The following is a 15,099-nucleotide window of genomic DNA, read 5'->3' as shown; positions in this document are numbered from 1 at the left end:
GCCCTTCCATGGCGAGCATCGGCTACTTCCTGTCCTGCGAGCAGTACGGCCCGAAGGAGCTCGTCGTCCAGGCGCGGGCGGCGGAACGGGCCGGCTTCGAGCGGCTCTGGATCTCCGACCACTTCCACCCGTGGAACGACGAGCAGGGCCAGAGCCCGTTCGTCTGGTCCGTGATCGGGGCGCTGTCCGAGGCGGTGTCGCTGCCGGTCACCACCGCCGTGACCTGCCCGACGGTGCGCATCCACCCGGCCGTGATCGCCCAGGCCGCCGCGACCGCCGCGGTGCAGCTCGACGGCCGGTTCGTCCTCGGCGTCGGCAGCGGCGAGCTGCTCAACGAGCACGTCCTCGGCGACGCCTGGCCGTCCGTCGGCGAGCGCCTGGCCATGCTCGAGGAGGCGGTCGACGTGATCCGCCTGCTGCACCAGGGGGAACAGATCAGCCACCACGGGACCTACTACGAGGTGCAGGAGGCGCGGATCTACACGCTGCCCGAGCAGCCCGTGCCGATCTACGTCTCCGGCTTCGGCCCGCAGGCCACCGAGCTGGCGGGCCGAATCGGCGACGGCTACTGCACCGCGATGCCCGACGGCGACCTGGTCCGGACGTTCCGCGAGTCCGGTGGCGGGGACAAGCCCGTCCAGGCCGGGATGAAGGTCTGCTGGGAGCCCGACCGCGAGGCCGCGATCGACCGGGCGCACCGCCTGTGGGCCAACGACGCGCTGCCCGGCCAGCTCGGCCAGACCCTGCCCCGGCCGCAGGACTTCGCCGACGTCATGACGCTGGTGCCGCGCGTGCAGGTCGCGGAGACGATCGTGTGCGGCGACGACCCGGAGGACCACCTCGAGCGGGTCCGCCGGTACCTCGACGCCGGTGTGGACGAGGTCTACGTCCAGCAGGTCGGCGCCGACCACGACGGCTTCTTCCGCGGGTGGGCCGACACGGTGCTGCCGCAGCTGCGCTGAGCCGGCGACCCGCCCGGTGACAAGGGCCCGTCGGCCTGTCCTGCAGGCGGCGCGGCGTGCTTGGCTTGCGCCCCTGTCCGGCCGCGAGATGGGGGTGCGTCGTCATGGCGGGAGCACGGGGACGGCACGGGCGCCGGGTGGTGGGCGCCCTCGTGGCGACGGCGGGCGCGGTCCTGCTGCTGCTCGCCCCGCCGGGGGCGGCCGCGGCGGCCCCCGGACCTGCCGCCCACGCCGGCTACCAGCCGGTCACCGGTTCCAACTGGTCCGGCTGGGCGGCGGTCGGGTCCGGCTTCACCACGGTCTCCGCCGCCTGGTCGGCCCCCACGGTCCGCTGCGGTGCGCCCACCCAGGTCGTCGGGCCCTGGGTCGGGCTGGGCGGCGTCGTGACGAACACCGTGCAGCAGACGGGCCTCGAGATCACCTGCGCGTCCGGGAAGCCGGTCTACCGCGCCTGGTACGAGACCGCGCCACAGCCGCCCGTGTACCACCCCGACCCGGTCGGCCCGGGCGATCGGATGACCGCGAGCGTGCACCGGACGGCGACGGGCTACACCCTCACCATCGCGGACACCACGCGTGGCTGGACGCGGACCGCGCACACGGCCCACCTCCAGGACGACCACGCGTCGGCGGAGGTCGTCGTCGAGTCACCCACCGGCGCGTTCCCGGCGTTCGGCAGCCTCACGCTCTCCGGCGCCACCGTCGACGGCAGGCCGCTCGCCGCCACCGACCCGGTCGGCTTCGAGTCCGGCACCACGGATGTGCGGCAGACCCGGACCGGACCGGTGCGCGGCGGCACGTTCACCGTCAGCTACCTGCACGAGTAGGTGCTCACCGCCTCCGGCGGAGCTGCGTCTCGTCCAGGTCCAGCTCCTGGCTGATCGCCACCATCGTCGGCCGGCTGATCTCCCCGCGTGCCTGCATCCGGCGCAGCGTCTCGCGCTCGACCTCGACCAGGCGCAGCCGCAGCGCACTGACGTCCGTCGCGCCCTCGCCGGATGACTCCGGCTCCGGGCCGCCCTCGTCGTCACCGTGGTGGTGGGCGTGGCGGGTCGCCTCCAGCTGGTCGCGGAGGTGCTCCCGGCGCAGCTCCAGGACCTGACGCAGCTCCTCCACCCCGGCCGGCCCGGGCTCGTCCCGCTCGGCGACCTCGTCGAGCTCGCGCAGGGCCGCGTCGACGGCGGCCCGGCGCGCCCGCACCCCCTCGGTGCGCTCGCGCTCGTCGGGCCGCAGCTTCAGCACCTTCAGCAGCCGGGGCAGCGGGACGGTCTGCCCGACGAGGGTCACGAGCACCACCACCACGGTGAGGAACAGCAGCAGATCGCGGCGCGGGAAGGGCGTGCCGTCCGCCGCCGTCAGCGGGATGGACAGCGCGACGGCGAGGGACACCGCCCCGCGCGGCCCGCACCAGCCGAGCACCACCCGTTCCTGCCAGGGCATCTGCGCGGCCAGCTCCTCCCGGACCGGCAGCAGCGCGCCCAGCGGCGCCACCAGCATCACCCACGCCATCCGCACCAGGATCGCGACCGCGACCACCGCCGCCGCCGCGAGCGCCAGCGCCGTCCACGAGTACGCCCCGACCTCGCGGATCACCGCGGGTACCTGGATCCCCAGCAGTACGAACAGCAGCGCGACGAGCAGCGAGTTCAGCACCGTCCAGAAGGTCTCGGAGTGGAGCCGGACCGTCGGCTCGACCAGCCCGCGGCCGCGGACCCCGAGCCACACGGCGGCGGTGACCGTCGCGAGCACGCCGGACGAGTGCAGCTCCTGTGCCGGCACGAACGCGAGGTACGGCGTGACCAGGGAGAGGATCACGTGGCTCGCGGTGTCCCGGACGAACCGGCGCAGCGCCGCGCTGACGATCCCGACGACGAGCCCGAACGCGATGCCGCCACCGACCTCGATCAGGAGTTGCAGGCCGACCTCGCCCACCGAGGTCGTGGCGCCGACCGCCCCGATCGCCACGGCGAACAGGGTGAGCGCGACGCCGTCGTTGACCAGCCCCTCGGACTCCAGCACGGTGACCAGCCGGCGCGGCGCCCCGAGCCGCTGCAGGACCGAGCCCGCGGCCACCGGGTCGGGCGGCGCGACGGCGGCGCCGAAGGCGATCGCCGCGGCCCAGCCCACGTCGGGGAAGACCAGGAGGAGCGACCCTCCGACCGCGAGCGCCGTCGCCACGACGAGCCCGACGGACTGCCCGACGACGGGGACCAGGTTGTTCGCCGTCTCGCGCGGGTCGCTGAAGAACGCGGCGTAGTAGATCAGCGGCGGCAGGAAGACCAGCAGCACCAGGTCCGGTGAGAGCCGCACCTCGGCCACGCCGGGGATGAACGCCGCCCCGACCCCGAGCAGCACGTACACGGCGGCCTCGGGCAGGCCCGTCCCCCGGCTGACGAGGCGGCCGAGGACGACGCCCGCGGCGAGCACGAGCACGACGAGCAGGACCTGGGTCGGCACGGAGCAGTCGGTACCCGTCCGGGCGGCGGACCATGCCGGGGAGCCGGGACGGTGCTCGGCGGGCCGGGTCGTAGGGTGGCCGGGTGCCGATGACCGCGAAGTACGCCACCACCTGCGGCGTCTGCTCCAGCCCCGTCCGGCCCGGCGAGGAGATCGCGAAGGCGGGCAGCGCCTGGGCGCACTCGGCCTGCGCCGAGGTGGCGAAGAGCGGCGGGAAGGGCGACTCCGGTGCGCTGACCGCCCGGCCGTCCCGGTCGGCCCCGCGCCCGGACATGCCCGCCGCCGAGGGCGCCCTCGAGGTGTGGACGGACGGCGCGTGCTCCGGCAACCCGGGCCCCGGCGGCTGGGCCTGGGCCACCCGGGACGGCCGGCAGGACAGCGGCGGCGAGGCCGGCACCACCAACCAGCGCATGGAGATCCGCGCGGCGCTGGAGGCGGTCCGGGCGCTCGACGGCCCGCTGGTGGTGGTCAGCGACTCGACCTACGTCGTGAACTGCTTCCGGGACGGCTGGTGGAAGGGCTGGCTCGCGCGCGGCTGGACCACGAGCGCGCGCAAGCCGGTGGCGAGCCGGGACCTGTGGGAGCCGCTGATCACCCTGGTCAACGAGCGGGGCGACGTGTCCTTCCGCTGGGTGAAGGGCCACTCCGGGGACGAGATGAACGACCTGGTCGACGCGCTGGCCGTGGAGCAGTCCCGCGCGGTCGCCTGACCCTCGGAGTCGTCAGTCCGCGGGGCGGTGGCCGCCGCCCTTCCGGCACCACAGGGTGATGCCCATCCCCGTGACCAGCACGGCGAACAGCACCATCACCCCGGACAACAGCGCCATCCCCGCGAGCAGGCCCAGCAGGCCGATCACGACGAGGACCAGCGCCACCGCCCGCCGGGCACGCGTGGGGAAGCTCCCCTGCGCGAGGCGTTCGGCGAACCGCGGGTCCTCCATGCGGATCGCCGCCTCGATGTCCTGCAGCCGGCGCCGGTCCTCGTCGCTCAGCATGGCTCCCCCTCGCTCCTGCGTGAGAGCGAACTCCTCGGAACCTGCCCGGTCAACCGTCCTTCGTGTCAATCCCCCGGTGTCAGTCCTTCGGTGTCAGTCCTTCGGGGTCAATCCTTCAGGGTCAGTCCTTCAGGGGGTCGTGACCCCAGTTCATCAAGGAGTACCGCCACTTCGTCTCCGTGACGTCGCCCTCCGGCTTCTGCGCCAGGTGCCGGTGCACGTAGCCGACGACCTTGCCCATGTGCTTCTCGTCGTCGTCGGAGAGGTCGGCCTTCTCGCTCCGCAGGATCTCCACGATCCGCCGGCCGGACTCGTGCCCGACGGACTCGCCGCCGTCGTGCTGCCCGGCGTCCTTCGACTCGTCCGACTCGAGCCACTTCTCGAGGTCGCCGGCGGTCATGTTGACCACCTCGCCGAACTCCGTGCGGACGTCCTCGTCGCCCGTGCCGCTCACGAGGTCGCGGTCCCGGGCTTGAACAGGACCTTCACCGCCCCGTCCCGTTTCTCCTGGAACATCTTGTAGGCGTCGGGCGCCGACTCCAGCGGGACGTGGTGGGTCGCGAAGTCCTCGGTGCCCAGCGGATCGTCGTCCGTGAGCAGCGGCAGCAGGTCCGGCACCCAGCGGTGCACGTTCGCCTGGCCCATCCGCAGCTGGATCTGCTTGTCGAACATCTGCAGCATCGGCAGCGGGTCGGCCATGCCGCCGTACACGCCGGAGAGCGAGATCGTGCCGCCGCGGCGGACGAGCTCGACCGCCATCTGCAGGGCGGCCAACCGGTCCACGCCGGCGGTCTTCATGAACGGCGCGGCCAGGGCGTCGGGCAGGTACCCGACGAGCTGGTGGGCGATCTTGCCGAAGGGCGAGCCGTGCGCCTCCATCCCGACCGCGTCGATCACCGCGTCGGCGCCGCGGCCGCCGGTGAGTGCGCGGACCGCGTCGGCGACGTCCTTGCCGGCCTCGCGCAGGTCGATGGTGGTGACACCGCGGTTCTGCGCCCGCTGGAGCCGCTCGGGCACCAGGTCGATGCCGATGACCGTCTCGACGCCGCGGTGCCGGGCGATCCGGGCGGCCATGTCGCCGATCGGCCCCAGCCCGAGGACGACGAGGCTGCCGTCGCGCGGCGGGTCGGCGTAGGCGACAGCCTGCCACGCCGTGGGCAGCACGTCGGACAGGTAGACGAAGCGGTCGTCCGGCGGGCCCTCGGGCACCTTGATCGGCAGCGTGTCGCCGAACGGCACGCGCAGGAACTCCGCCTGCCCGCCCGGCACCTGGCCGTAGAGCTTCGTGTAGCCGAACAGGGACGCCCCCATGCCCTGCTCGCGGTTCTGCGTGGTCTCGCACTGCGAGTGCAGCCCGCGTTCGCACATCCAGCAGGTCCCGCAGGAGACGTTGAACGGCACCACGACGCGGTCGCCGACCTCGAGCGAGGTGACGCCCGGGCCCTTCTCGGCGACGATCCCCATCGGCTCGTGGCCGAGGATGTCGCCCTCGCCGAGGAACGGGCCCAGCACCTCGTACAGGTGCAGGTCGGAACCGCACAGCCCGGTCGAGGTGATCTGCACGACGATGTCGTCGGGATCCTTGATGGACGGATCCGGGTGGGTGTCCACCCGGACGTCGCGCTTGCCGTGCCAGGTGAGCGCGCGCACGACGCCTCCTCTCTCGCCCTTCCGCAGGGCCTTCCTCAGGCGGGGTACTGGTGCTCGTTCAGCACCCGGGCCAGGTGCGCCGCAGTGGCGGCGAGGGTGGCGGTCGTGTCCGCCACCGGCTCGGGGTGTCGTCGAGGTCCTCGGAGTCCGTGCCGGACATCGCCTCGCCGTTCCAGTAGACGGACCCCTGCGCCGGCACGGTGAAGCCGGTGTCGTTGAGGGCCTGGAACAGGCCGGCGGCGATCTTGTGGGCACCGTCCATCGTTGCCGACGACGGCGGCCACCGCGACCTTGCCGAACATCAGCGGCCGGCTGGCCAGTGCGGTGAGCATGGCGGACCTCCCGTTCGCCGGATCCTCGGTCGCGGGCAGCGATACCCGGCCGCGACCCCGGCAAACGGACTCCCGACGGGCCGCGCGGGGGTTACGCCGACCGGTACGGCCGTGTCAGCATCAGTGTCCCGAGTCGCCGCGTTCAACCACGCAGCGCGCGACCTCCTCTCTCTCCGGAGGGGCGCATGCCGACGCAGGACAAAGCCATTGTCGAGATCGAGTTCGACGACCGCCCGGAGACGGGCCACCTGGTCGCCCACCTGAGAGGTGAGGTCGATCTGGCGAGTCTCGCGTGCTTCCGCTCCGTCCTGCGCGGGCTGGCCGACACGGACCGCGCCGCGGTTGTGGTGGAGCTCGACGACCTGCAGCACCTGTGCGCCTCGGGGGTGCGCGAGCTGCTGCGGCTGCGGGACGAGCTCGAGCTCCGGGGTAGTGGGCTGCACCTGGTCTGCGGCGAGCACCGGCCGGCCCGGATGATCCTGCGGGCCCTGGGCATCGACGCCCTCGGCGCGCTGCCCGGCGCACCCACTCCCCTCGTCGTCGACTCGCGGGTGCGCCGGCTGAACTGAGAACCCATCGGCCCCGGACCCGAGGCCCCTTCGCACGAGGGCGCGATCCGCCGATTCCCTTCACGGCGTCGAGCGCTCCTCGGCGCGGGTGTGCGCCGGTTGGGCCGGGCAGCCGCCGGGAAGTCCGGGAGATGTTCCAGCTCCCCGTGCCACTGCGTGTGCCGATCCCCGGGGCCGCGCTGCGGCGGACCCGATGAGCCTGCCGTCGCCGCGCCTGGCCGGCCGGTGGTCCACCGGGATCACCATGGCCCTCCTCGGCCTGACGCCGTTCGTGCTGCTCTCGACCGCGCCGTTCCTGTTCACCGGGGTGCAGGCGGGCGAGCTCGGCACCGACCGCGCGGGGCTGCAGCTCGGCCAGGGGCTGGCCAACGCGTCGTACGCCTTCGCCGTCGTGCTCGCCGCCGACCTCATGCACCGCGTCGACCGGCGCCGGATCTACCTCGGCTGCACCCTGCTCATCGCGGCCGGGGCCGCGCTGGCGGCGGTCTCCGGCTCCAACGGCGTGCTGATCGCGGGCCGGGTGCTGCTGGGCCTGGGCAGCGGGATGCTGCTGGTCGTGGCGCTGCCGCCGGCCGTGACGGGGCACGGCCCGCAGCGGGTCCCGCTGACCGTCGCCCTGATCAACCTCGGGCTGTTCGGCGGGTCCGTGGCCGGCACGTCGATCGGGGGGTTCGCCGCCACGCCGGGCGCGTGGCGTTGGGTGCACGTCGCAGCCGCGGTCGTCGCGCTCGCCGGGTTCGTGGTGGGGCTCCTGGGGTTCGAACGGGCCGAGCCCGAGTCCCCGCGGATGCGGGTCGACCCGTCCGGTGTCCCGCTGGCCGCGGCGGCGACGTTCCTGCCGTTCGTGGGCGTGAGCATGCTGGTCGGGCACCCGCCCAGCTCCCCCGGGTTCCTGGTGCCGACGGTGCTCGGGCTGGCCGCGCTCGTCCTCCTCGTGGTGCGGGAGTACCGCAAGGAGAACCCGCTGATGCCGGTGCGGCTCATCGCGCACACGCTGCCCATCACCGGGATCGGCGCCGCGATGGTGACCGGCGCCGGGTTCACCGCCTTCACCGAGCTGGCGGTGCTGCGCCTGCAACAGGTCGAGGGGCACCCGCCCGCGGTCGTCGGCGCGGCGCTCGTCACCCAGGTGGCCGGGATGCTGGTGGCGATCCTGCTGATCGTGCGCGTGCTCCCCACCCGCTGGCTGCCCGTGCTGGTCCTGGGCGGGCTGCTCACGGTGTGCGCGGCCGGCGCCGTGCTGCTGAGCGGCGGCGGGCTGGTGCGCGCCGCGGTGGCCGGGTTCCTGCTGGGGGTGGGCGCCGGCACGGGGGTCGGGCCGGGGCTGTTCCTCGGCGCGCTCAGCGTGCCCGCGCCACGGCTCGGGCCGGCGTTCGCGCTGGTCCAGCTGCTGCGCTCGGAGGCGGCGTTCCTGGCGGCACCGGTGGTGATGACGCTGGCCATGTCCGAGGGCGCCGCCACCCCGTCCTCGATCGACCGGACGATCCTGCTCGGCGTCGTGCTCACCGGGGTCGGCGCGGTCGTGCTGACGGGCACGCTGCTGCTCGGCGGCTCCGGACCGCAGAAGCCCGACCTGCGGCGCTGGACGGACGGCGAGGGGCCGGCCTTCCGCTCCCCGCCGGTCGCGGCGGTGCTGCGGGAGTGACCCTCGCCGTCGGCGGGCGGGGTGTGAGCCGGGTGTGATCGGGTACGCGGAGGCCGGACCGCACAGGGACACGACGTCACGAGGGAGGTCCCAGTCGTGCAGGACCCCGGCCGCGAGGACCGCGAGGACCGCGACACGCGCACCGACACCGCTCCCGACACCGCCACCGGCTCCGGCTCCGGCTCGGACGGTGAGGACCGGGCCCGGGAGGACCGGGCACGTGCGGAGCGGGTCGACGAGCTGGCCGCGCAGATGAACGTGGCGAACAACTGCTCGCCGCCCCGACCCGGCGACCCGGAGTACTGATCGCCGGCGCACCTCTGCACCAGGTGTCGGGTGGACGGCCTGCGCGCCGATCCCGCGGAGGCCGCGCACGATCCGCGGGGTCGCAGCTGCTTCGATGATCGATGCGAGTGGGACAGGAGCGTCGGTCGAGGAACCCTCCCGTAGCTCTCGCTCCGATCACCGGCTCGTGGTCAGCGCGAGTGTCACAGGAGCGCTGCTCGCGGGACCCTCACGTGCCGCTCGGACGGATCATGGGTGGTACCGACGATCGAGCCGAAGGGGCCGCACCGGCCAGGCGGTCAGGCGTAGATGCGGCGGTGCGCGGCGCGGACGAGGCCGCGGTAGACCGGGCCGAGGCGGCCGGAGGCGGCGAGGGCCGCACGGGCCGCGTTGGCGCCCGCCCCACCGTGCACGGCCCCGCCGGGGTGCGCCGAGGAGCCCGAGAGGAACAGCCGGTCGATCGGGGTGTCCGCACGCCCCAGCCCCGGTACCGGCCGGAACACCAGCTGCTGGTGCACCGCCGCCGTGCCGCCGTTGATCGCGCCGTCGACGAGGCCGGGGTTGCGCCGCTGCAGGTCCGCGGGCCCGGCCACGCTGCGCGCGCGGATCAGGTCGCGGAAGCCCGGGGCGTTGCGCTCCACCGTGCGCTCGACGAGCTCGGCGTGCCGCAGCACGTCGGTCTCGTCCCAGCCCAGCCCGCGGGGCACGTGCGTGTACGTCCAGGCGGACTCGGTGCCCGCCGGCGAGCGGGAGGGGTCCGCGGTGGTCATCTGCCCGAACAGCAGAAACGGCTCCTGGGGCACCCGGCCCGCGGCGAGGTCGGCCGCGTAGCCGCGCAGCCCGTCCATGTCCCCACCGAGGTGCACCGTGCCCGCCCGGCGGGCCGCCTCCGCGGTCCAGGGCACCGGGCCGTCGAGCGCCCAGTCGAGCTTCACGGTCGCGGTGTCCCACTGGAACCGGTCGAGATCGCGGACGAACCGCGGCGGCAAGTTGGCCTCTCCCACCAGGTCCCGGTACAGCACCGGGGCCGGGACGTCGGCGAGTACGGCCCGGCGGGCCGTGACGGGCGTGCCCTCGGCGTCGCGCACTCCGACCGCGCGCCCCCCACGGAGCAGCACCTCGCGGACCGGGCGATCGCACTCGACCCGGCCGCCGCGCTCGCGCAGCCGTGCCACCAGCGCGTCGACGATCCGGCCGGCGCCGCCCTCGGGCACCGGGAAGCCGACGTCCTGGCCCAGCATGCAGAGCAGCCACCCGAAGACCGCGCTGCCCGCGGTGTCGGGACCCAGGTCGGTGTGCAGGGCGTTGCCGGCGAGCAGCAGCTTCGCGCCCTCGCCGCCGAACCGCTCGTCGGCGAACCGGCGCACGGGCTGCACGATCGTCCGCGCGAACCGCAGCGCGTCGGCGGTGCCGAGCGCGCGCAGCAGCCGCGGCGTGCCCCGGACCGGCGGGAACGGGCGCAGCACCGTCTCCAGCAGCGAGTCCCGGATGCGCGTCCACTCCTCCGCCAGGGCGCGCCAGGCCGCCCCGTCGCCCGCGGCGAACGTGTCGAGCGCGCCGGCGGTGGTGTCGAGGTCCCGGGAGAGGACGACGCAGCGGTCGTCCGGGGTGACGTGCGCGAGGACCGCGGGGGCGTGCCGCCAGCGCAGCCCGTGCTCGTCGAGCCGGAGCTCGCGCAGGATCGGGGAGGCGGCCCCGAGCGGGTAGAACGCGCTGAACAGGTCGCTGCGGAAGCCCGGCGCGGTGATCTCGGCGGTGCGCACGGCCCCGCCGGGGGCGTCGGCGGCCTCCAGGACGAGGACCTGCCAACCGGCGTCGGCGAGCAGGTTCGCGGCGACCAGACCGTTGTGCCCCGCCCCGACGACGACGGCGTCGGCGGTCCCGGTCACGGTCGGTTCCGGACGATGCTCTCGAGCCGGGCCAGGGTCTCGGTGTTGCGCGGCACCAGCACGACCTGCTGCACCGCCCGGGGGATAAGCACCGCGGGACCGGACTCGGCGTGCTCCTCCATCACCACCCGGGTCCCGCCGGTCTCCGGCCGCAACGTGATCCGCACCCGCGCCGCGCCCGACGGCCAGGCGTGCGCCTTCAGCTCGAGCAGCCGCTCCGGTTCGCAGGCCCGCACCTCGGTGCGGTCCTGGATCTGGACCGGCCAGCTGCCCACGCTGTGGTGCAGGCGGGTCCCCACGGCGGGGTAGCCGTCGTCGACTGCCCGCATGTGGGTGGCGCCGACGACCCAGAGCGGGTAGCTCCAGCCGTCGGCGATCACCTGCCAGACCTTCGCCGGTTCCGCCGGGACGAGCCGATCGACCTTCATCGGGCTCCCTTCTCGAGGTCGTTCCTCAGCGCCGCGCCAGCCCGACGGCCGCGCCGACCGCGGCCGCGAGCCCCAGGCCGGCCGCGAGCGTCCGTGCCCGTTCGCGCCCCGGCCCGTTCCAGCCGTCGTGCACCCGCCGCGGGTGGTCCGGCGGGTCGTACAGGGTGCCCGGGTCGTCGGCCGGGCCGCCACCGCGGGCGAGCACGTAGCGGACCACCTCCGCGGCGAACACCCGCTCGGCGCTCTCCGGCCAGACCTTGTGCTGCAGCAGGAGCAGCCGGGCGAGGACGCCCCCGGCCACGACCTCCCGGCGTGGTGTGCGGATCTGGTTCACGATGATCCGCGCGACGCGCTCCGGCGCATAGGTCGGTGCCGCCAGCCGCGGCCGGGCTCCGGTCCGGTTGGCGGCGTCACGCCAGATCGGGGTGTCGATCGCCGCCGGCAGGACCGTGCCCACCCGCACTCCGCGCACGCCGGAGGTCCGCAGCTCCTGGCGCAGGCTCACGCCCAGCGCCCGGATCGCGAACTTCGCCATCGAGTACGCGGCGCCGTAGGGCAGCGCGACGACCCCGAGGATCGACGACACGTTGACGATCACGCCGCGGTCGCGCTCCACCATCCCGGGCAGCACCGCGCGGCAGCCGTGCACGTACCCCATGAGGTCGACGTCGAGCACCCGCCGGACCTCGTCGAGGGGCACGTCGAGGAACGCCCCGAACCCGACGACCCCGGCGCAGTTCACCCAGGCGTCGATCCGCCCGAACCGGTCGGTGGCCTCGCGGACCACTCCCTCGACCGCCGCGAAGTCGCTGACGTCGGCCGGGGCCGGGACGAGGCCGCGGCCCTCCAGCTCGGCGAGCGCGCCGGCGTCCCGGGCGACCCCGACGACGGTGGCGCCGCGCCGCAGCAGCTCCTGTGCGGTCGCCCGCCCGATGCCGCTCGAGGCGCCGGTCACCACCACGACGCTGCCCGCGATCTCCACAGTGGGCACCTACCCGCGGAGCGCCCTGCCACACCTCCGCACGGCCCGCACCTCCGCGTGGCGCGGGCCCGTACGGGTAGTCGCAGGCCATGAGCGCCGACCGCATCGCGCACCCCTGGGGCGCGCGGACGCCCTACGGAAAGGGCGCGCCGTGGCCCGTCCGCGTCGACCCGCAGCTCGCCGAGGGGCGTCACGGAGGCGGACGTCGAGCGCTGGGTGCCCGCGGCTCGGCAGCGACGGCCGGCCCGGCTCCTACGACGACGTCGACCACGCCGGCGTCGAAGCAGCCGACGTTCAAGACCGGGGCCGCCGCGCTGGGCCCGGCCTGACCGCGAGCGCGGCCGACGGGCACAGCCGACGGGCGCGGCCGACGGGCACCCCGATGCGCCTCCCACACCCGGTCGACGAGATGCGGACGGCGCAGCAGGGTGTGCCGGCTCCGACTCCCCCCGGGCAGTAGGCGGGCGTACTGCTGGCCGGCCGCTCCGGCGCCGTCAGCGGTCCTTGTCCTCGTGGGCGCCCGCGCTGTCGGCCTCGTCCGCACCGCCACGCGGGAACGCAGCGCCCTGCGGCTCCTCCGGGGCGGTGTCGGGCTCGTCGCCGGGGGCGCCGGTGGTGGTCGCCTCCTTGAGGACCTGCTCGGTCATGGTCTCGTCGTGGTCGTCGCGTCCGGTCATGCCCGGGGCGTGCCCACCGCCGCCCGCTTCAATCCTCGGCGCGGAGGCGACCTACGACCGGACGATGTCCAGGTCCGACCGCGCGACCTCGACGTGGGCACGCTGGCGGGACAGCAGCGCGGAGGCGGCCGCGTCGCCGGGCAGGACCTGCGCGGCGAAGGCGTCCGTGTGCGCCGTCATCAGGCCGGTGAAGGACACACGGTCGCCGGTGGCGGCGACGAAGGGCGCCTCGCCCGGCTGCGTCAGCACCTGGACCCAGACCCGCTCGTCGGCCGCGGTGCCCAGCCAGAAGCCCCCGTCGGCCGGCACGGACTGCACGGGCACGCCCTCGGCGGTGACGGTGTCCCCGGCGAACCCGGAGAGGTCCCCGCCCGGCCCCGAGGCGCGCTCCAGCGGCAACAGGGTCGCCCCGCCGGCCGTGAGCCCGCTCGCCGCGCTGGTGTCCGTGTCCGCGACGGTGCCGGCGCCACCCAGTGGGTCCCACTGCACGAAGGCGGCCACCGCGACCAGCGAGCAGACGGCGGAGATGATCGCCCAGAGCCACAGCGGGGCTCCGAGGCGGGGGCGGGCACGGACCCGGGTGTGGGCCACGGCGAGGCCCTCCGGGTGCACGTCGGTCACGGCAGGCTCCTCAGGGGGACGCGATGGGATCGCGCCCGGTATTCCTCCCGTCACCGCCGGTCAAACTCGTGTCACCACAACGATGTAACCAGCTCACCGCTTCCGCGCGCGGGCGGTCTCGCGGTCGTTCGCCTTCTGGATCTCCTCGACGAGCTCGTCCTTGTTCCTGCCGTCCGGATCGTCGATGCCGAGCTTCTGCGCGACCTCCACGAGATGGCTCTTCCTCGCCTTCGCGTCGACGCCGCCCGCGGTCTCGTCGCCCGCCGACCGGGACTGCGGCGCGCTCTTCTCCGCCTGCTCGTCCGAGGGGCCCGGCTCGTCCTTGGGCTCCCAGTGGTCGCCGACCTTCTCGTGGGTGTGCTTGAGCGCGGCGTAGGCGGTGCGGTGGGCCCGCTCGCCGTCGCCGTAGCTGTCCTCGGCCGACTCCAGCGCCTTCTTGTACGTGCGCACGGCCTTGTCGTCGGAGCGCGCGATCGTCGACGGCACGTCGTCGCGCATCTTCTCGGCCTCGTCGTGCTTCCCGGCCATGTCGTCCTCCTCCCCGGTCAGTTCCCGGCCGAGCCCGGCTCGGCCATCTTCCGGTGGGCCCCGGCCTTCATCCGGTCCGGCAGCACGTCGTTCGCCAGGGCCTGGGCCTTGGTCGACAGCGAGCCCGCGACCACCTTCTGGTCCCCGGACAGCAGCGCGTCGACGCCCTGCCGCGCCACCTGGGCGGGGTCGTCCTTGTCCGACGCGCCGACCTTCGTGTCGTCCATCCCGGCGCGGTGGAAGAAGTTCGTCTCGGTCGGGCCGGGCATCAGCGAGGTCACGGTGACCCCGCTGTCCCGGGCGTCGAGCTCGGCCCGCACCGCCTCGGCGAACGACTGCAGGAACGACTTCGAGGCGTTGTAGACGGCCTGGTAGGTCCCCGGCATCTGGGACGCGATGGACGAGGTGATCAGCACCCGGCCCGCGTGCCGCGCCTCCATGTCCCGCAGCACGTGCTTGGCCAGTCGCACGGTCGAGGTGACGTTGACGTCGATGATGTCCTGCTCGGCGTCGAGGTCGTTCTCCACGAAGGCGCCGCCGAGGCCGAGGCCGGCGTTGAGCGCGGCGACGGCGAGCGGGCGGCCCGTCTGGCCGACGGCCGCCCACACCTTCTCGACGCCCTCGCGGCGCCGCAGGTCCGCGTGCACGGTGGTGACGTGCGTCCCCTCGCCGGCCGCGCGGATCTTCCCCGCGGCGGTCTCGAGGGCCGCGTCCTCGGCGGTGACGACGAGGTCGTAGCCCCGGCGGGCGAGCTCACGGGCGAGCTCCAGCCCGATGCCGCTGGAGGCGCCGGTGACGAGGGCGAGTTCTCGGGTCGACATGCCCGTCGGCTACCCGCCCCGCCCCCGGTCAACCGGCGCCGGGCCCGCTCAGCAGCGCTCGAGGGCGTCGGGCTTGTGGACGGCCTCGCTGTCGCTCTTCTCGCTGCGCACGAGGTACTGCGGCTCGTCCTTCGACGCCCGCACGGTGCGTCCGGCCGCCTCCGTGTCCTCGGTGATCTTCTCGAGCACCTCGCCCTCGGCCCAGCCGCCGTGGCTCTTCCAGCGGACCTTGTCGCCCTTCTCGAACTCGCTCATCGT

20 protein-coding genes are annotated in these 15,099 nt (G+C 74.5%); 7 read left to right on the top strand and 13 right to left on the bottom strand.

The genetic code is table 11. From position 1 onward, the window contains the following. The first annotated feature begins 8 nt into the window (after window positions 1-8). Both AB0B41_RS09925 and AB0B41_RS09920 read left to right on the top strand, forming a co-directional pair. Window positions 9-962 (top strand): TIGR03557 family F420-dependent LLM class oxidoreductase, encoded by a 954-nt coding sequence (locus AB0B41_RS09925; protein WP_358201061.1) that lies wholly within the window; start codon window positions 9-11, stop codon window positions 960-962. 104 nt (window positions 963-1,066) lie between these two features. Beyond that, entirely contained in the window at window positions 1,067-1,789 is a 723-nt protein-coding gene (locus tag AB0B41_RS09920) for a G1 family glutamic endopeptidase (protein ID WP_358201059.1), read from the top strand. Between the two features lie 4 nt (window positions 1,790-1,793). Here AB0B41_RS09920 and AB0B41_RS09915 read toward each other — a convergent pair whose 3' ends face one another. Further along, window positions 1,794-3,419: a Na+/H+ antiporter gene (locus AB0B41_RS09915; RefSeq protein ID WP_358201057.1), complete on the bottom strand. Its 1,626-nt coding sequence runs from the start codon at window positions 3,417-3,419 to the stop codon at window positions 1,794-1,796. An 89-nt stretch (window positions 3,420-3,508) separates the two neighbouring features. Here AB0B41_RS09915 and AB0B41_RS09910 point away from each other — a divergent pair, with 89 nt between their 5' ends. After that, window positions 3,509-4,129: a ribonuclease H gene (locus tag AB0B41_RS09910; protein WP_358201200.1), complete on the top strand. Its 621-nt coding sequence runs from the start codon at window positions 3,509-3,511 to the stop codon at window positions 4,127-4,129. A 12-nt stretch (window positions 4,130-4,141) separates the two neighbouring features. On the opposite strand, the gene AB0B41_RS09905 is transcribed toward AB0B41_RS09910, so the two are convergent. From AB0B41_RS09905 to AB0B41_RS09890, 4 genes are all read right to left on the bottom strand, one after another. Beyond that, on the bottom strand, window positions 4,142-4,414 hold the full coding sequence (locus tag AB0B41_RS09905) for a DUF3040 domain-containing protein (RefSeq protein ID WP_358201055.1): 273 nt from the start codon (window positions 4,412-4,414) through the stop codon (window positions 4,142-4,144). Window positions 4,415-4,535: 121 nt separating this feature from the next. Next, window positions 4,536-4,868 carry a DUF3140 domain-containing protein gene (locus AB0B41_RS09900; protein WP_358201053.1) on the bottom strand — a complete coding sequence of 111 codons (333 nt, stop codon included), beginning with the start codon at window positions 4,866-4,868 and terminating at the stop codon, window positions 4,536-4,538. Next, entirely contained in the window at window positions 4,865-6,064 is a 1,200-nt protein-coding gene (locus AB0B41_RS09895) for an alcohol dehydrogenase catalytic domain-containing protein (protein WP_358201051.1), read from the bottom strand. The genes AB0B41_RS09900 and AB0B41_RS09895 overlap by 4 nt, the downstream gene beginning before the upstream one ends. A 58-nt stretch (window positions 6,065-6,122) precedes the next feature. Then, complete coding sequence (locus AB0B41_RS09890; RefSeq protein WP_358201049.1) at window positions 6,123-6,326, bottom strand: hypothetical protein; 204 nt, start codon at window positions 6,324-6,326, stop codon at window positions 6,123-6,125. 255 nt (window positions 6,327-6,581) lie between these two features. Here AB0B41_RS09890 and AB0B41_RS09885 point away from each other — a divergent pair, with 255 nt between their 5' ends. The 3 genes from AB0B41_RS09885 (at window position 6,582) to AB0B41_RS09875 (ending at window position 8,916) form a co-directional block, all read left to right on the top strand. Then, a complete protein-coding gene (locus tag AB0B41_RS09885) occupies window positions 6,582-6,965 on the top strand; it encodes an STAS domain-containing protein (protein ID WP_358201047.1) in 384 nt (127 codons plus the stop codon). A 193-nt stretch (window positions 6,966-7,158) separates the two neighbouring features. After that, window positions 7,159-8,610: an MFS transporter gene (locus tag AB0B41_RS09880; RefSeq protein ID WP_358201045.1), complete on the top strand. Its 1,452-nt coding sequence runs from the start codon at window positions 7,159-7,161 to the stop codon at window positions 8,608-8,610. Between the two features lie 96 nt (window positions 8,611-8,706). Then, a complete protein-coding gene (locus AB0B41_RS09875) occupies window positions 8,707-8,916 on the top strand; it encodes a hypothetical protein (RefSeq protein WP_358201043.1) in 210 nt (69 codons plus the stop codon). Window positions 8,917-9,194: 278 nt separating this feature from the next. Here AB0B41_RS09875 and AB0B41_RS09870 read toward each other — a convergent pair whose 3' ends face one another. From AB0B41_RS09870 to AB0B41_RS09860, 3 genes are read right to left on the bottom strand one after another with little or no spacing between them, the layout of a single operon-like run. Then, window positions 9,195-10,784, bottom strand: a complete 1,590-nt coding sequence (locus AB0B41_RS09870; RefSeq protein WP_358201041.1) for an NAD(P)/FAD-dependent oxidoreductase — start codon at window positions 10,782-10,784, stop codon at window positions 9,195-9,197. Then, window positions 10,781-11,212 (bottom strand): SRPBCC family protein, encoded by a 432-nt coding sequence (locus AB0B41_RS09865; RefSeq protein ID WP_358201039.1) that lies wholly within the window; start codon window positions 11,210-11,212, stop codon window positions 10,781-10,783. The genes AB0B41_RS09870 and AB0B41_RS09865 overlap by 4 nt, the downstream gene beginning before the upstream one ends. Before the next feature lie 25 nt (window positions 11,213-11,237). Next, complete coding sequence (locus AB0B41_RS09860) at window positions 11,238-12,203, bottom strand: SDR family NAD(P)-dependent oxidoreductase (RefSeq protein WP_358201037.1); 966 nt, start codon at window positions 12,201-12,203, stop codon at window positions 11,238-11,240. A gap of 80 nt (window positions 12,204-12,283) precedes the next feature. Here AB0B41_RS09860 and AB0B41_RS09855 point away from each other — a divergent pair, with 80 nt between their 5' ends. Further along, window positions 12,284-12,523, top strand: a complete 240-nt coding sequence (locus AB0B41_RS09855) for a hypothetical protein (protein WP_358201035.1) — start codon at window positions 12,284-12,286, stop codon at window positions 12,521-12,523. Window positions 12,524-12,688: 165 nt separating this feature from the next. Here the strand turns inward: AB0B41_RS09855 and AB0B41_RS09850 are convergent, their stop codons facing one another. The 5 genes from AB0B41_RS09850 to AB0B41_RS09830 form a co-directional block, all read right to left on the bottom strand. Beyond that, entirely contained in the window at window positions 12,689-12,871 is a 183-nt protein-coding gene (locus AB0B41_RS09850) for a hypothetical protein (RefSeq protein WP_037046767.1), read from the bottom strand. Between the two features lie 51 nt (window positions 12,872-12,922). Then, window positions 12,923-13,492 carry a hypothetical protein gene (locus AB0B41_RS09845; RefSeq protein WP_358201033.1) on the bottom strand — a complete coding sequence of 190 codons (570 nt, stop codon included), beginning with the start codon at window positions 13,490-13,492 and terminating at the stop codon, window positions 12,923-12,925. 93 nt (window positions 13,493-13,585) lie between these two features. After that, on the bottom strand, window positions 13,586-14,020 hold the full coding sequence (locus AB0B41_RS09840; RefSeq protein ID WP_358201031.1) for a ChaB family protein: 435 nt from the start codon (window positions 14,018-14,020) through the stop codon (window positions 13,586-13,588). Window positions 14,021-14,037: 17 nt separating this feature from the next. Then, complete coding sequence (locus AB0B41_RS09835) at window positions 14,038-14,841, bottom strand: SDR family NAD(P)-dependent oxidoreductase (RefSeq protein WP_358201029.1); 804 nt, start codon at window positions 14,839-14,841, stop codon at window positions 14,038-14,040. A gap of 48 nt (window positions 14,842-14,889) precedes the next feature. Beyond that, window positions 14,890-15,096 carry a DUF2945 domain-containing protein gene (locus tag AB0B41_RS09830; protein WP_358201027.1) on the bottom strand — a complete coding sequence of 69 codons (207 nt, stop codon included), beginning with the start codon at window positions 15,094-15,096 and terminating at the stop codon, window positions 14,890-14,892. Window positions 15,097-15,099 lie beyond the last annotated feature (3 nt).

The sequence above is a fragment of the Pseudonocardia sp. NPDC049154 genome (assembly GCF_040648315.1).
In the GTDB taxonomy this organism is placed as follows: domain Bacteria; phylum Actinomycetota; class Actinomycetes; order Mycobacteriales; family Pseudonocardiaceae; genus Pseudonocardia.
The sequence above is the reverse complement of the archived record's forward strand: the minus strand, read 5'-3'. Positions and strand labels throughout refer to the sequence as shown.

Bases quoted from the DNA above. Each gene is read 5' to 3' on its own strand.
- AB0B41_RS09880 (WP_358201045.1), top strand. From the start codon at position 7,159: ATGAGCCTGCCGTCGCCGCGCCTGGCCGGCCGGTGGTCCACCGGGATC.
- AB0B41_RS09925 (WP_358201061.1), top strand. From the start codon at position 9: ATGGCGAGCATCGGCTACTTCCTGTCCTGCGAGCAGTACGGCCCGAAG.
- AB0B41_RS09920 (WP_358201059.1), top strand. From the start codon at position 1,067: ATGGCGGGAGCACGGGGACGGCACGGGCGCCGGGTGGTGGGCGCCCTC.
- AB0B41_RS09890 (WP_358201049.1), bottom strand. From the start codon at position 6,326: ATGGACGGTGCCCACAAGATCGCCGCCGGCCTGTTCCAGGCCCTCAAC.
- AB0B41_RS09850 (WP_037046767.1), bottom strand. From the start codon at position 12,871: ATGACCGGACGCGACGACCACGACGAGACCATGACCGAGCAGGTCCTC.
- AB0B41_RS09885 (WP_358201047.1), top strand. From the start codon at position 6,582: ATGCCGACGCAGGACAAAGCCATTGTCGAGATCGAGTTCGACGACCGC.
- AB0B41_RS09835 (WP_358201029.1), bottom strand. From the start codon at position 14,841: ATGTCGACCCGAGAACTCGCCCTCGTCACCGGCGCCTCCAGCGGCATC.
- AB0B41_RS09905 (WP_358201055.1), bottom strand. From the start codon at position 4,414: ATGCTGAGCGACGAGGACCGGCGCCGGCTGCAGGACATCGAGGCGGCG.
- AB0B41_RS09840 (WP_358201031.1), bottom strand. From the start codon at position 14,020: ATGGCCGGGAAGCACGACGAGGCCGAGAAGATGCGCGACGACGTGCCG.
- AB0B41_RS09830 (WP_358201027.1), bottom strand. From the start codon at position 15,096: ATGAGCGAGTTCGAGAAGGGCGACAAGGTCCGCTGGAAGAGCCACGGC.
- AB0B41_RS09865 (WP_358201039.1), bottom strand. From the start codon at position 11,212: ATGAAGGTCGATCGGCTCGTCCCGGCGGAACCGGCGAAGGTCTGGCAG.
- AB0B41_RS09910 (WP_358201200.1), top strand. From the start codon at position 3,509: ATGACCGCGAAGTACGCCACCACCTGCGGCGTCTGCTCCAGCCCCGTC.
- AB0B41_RS09855 (WP_358201035.1), top strand. From the start codon at position 12,284: ATGAGCGCCGACCGCATCGCGCACCCCTGGGGCGCGCGGACGCCCTAC.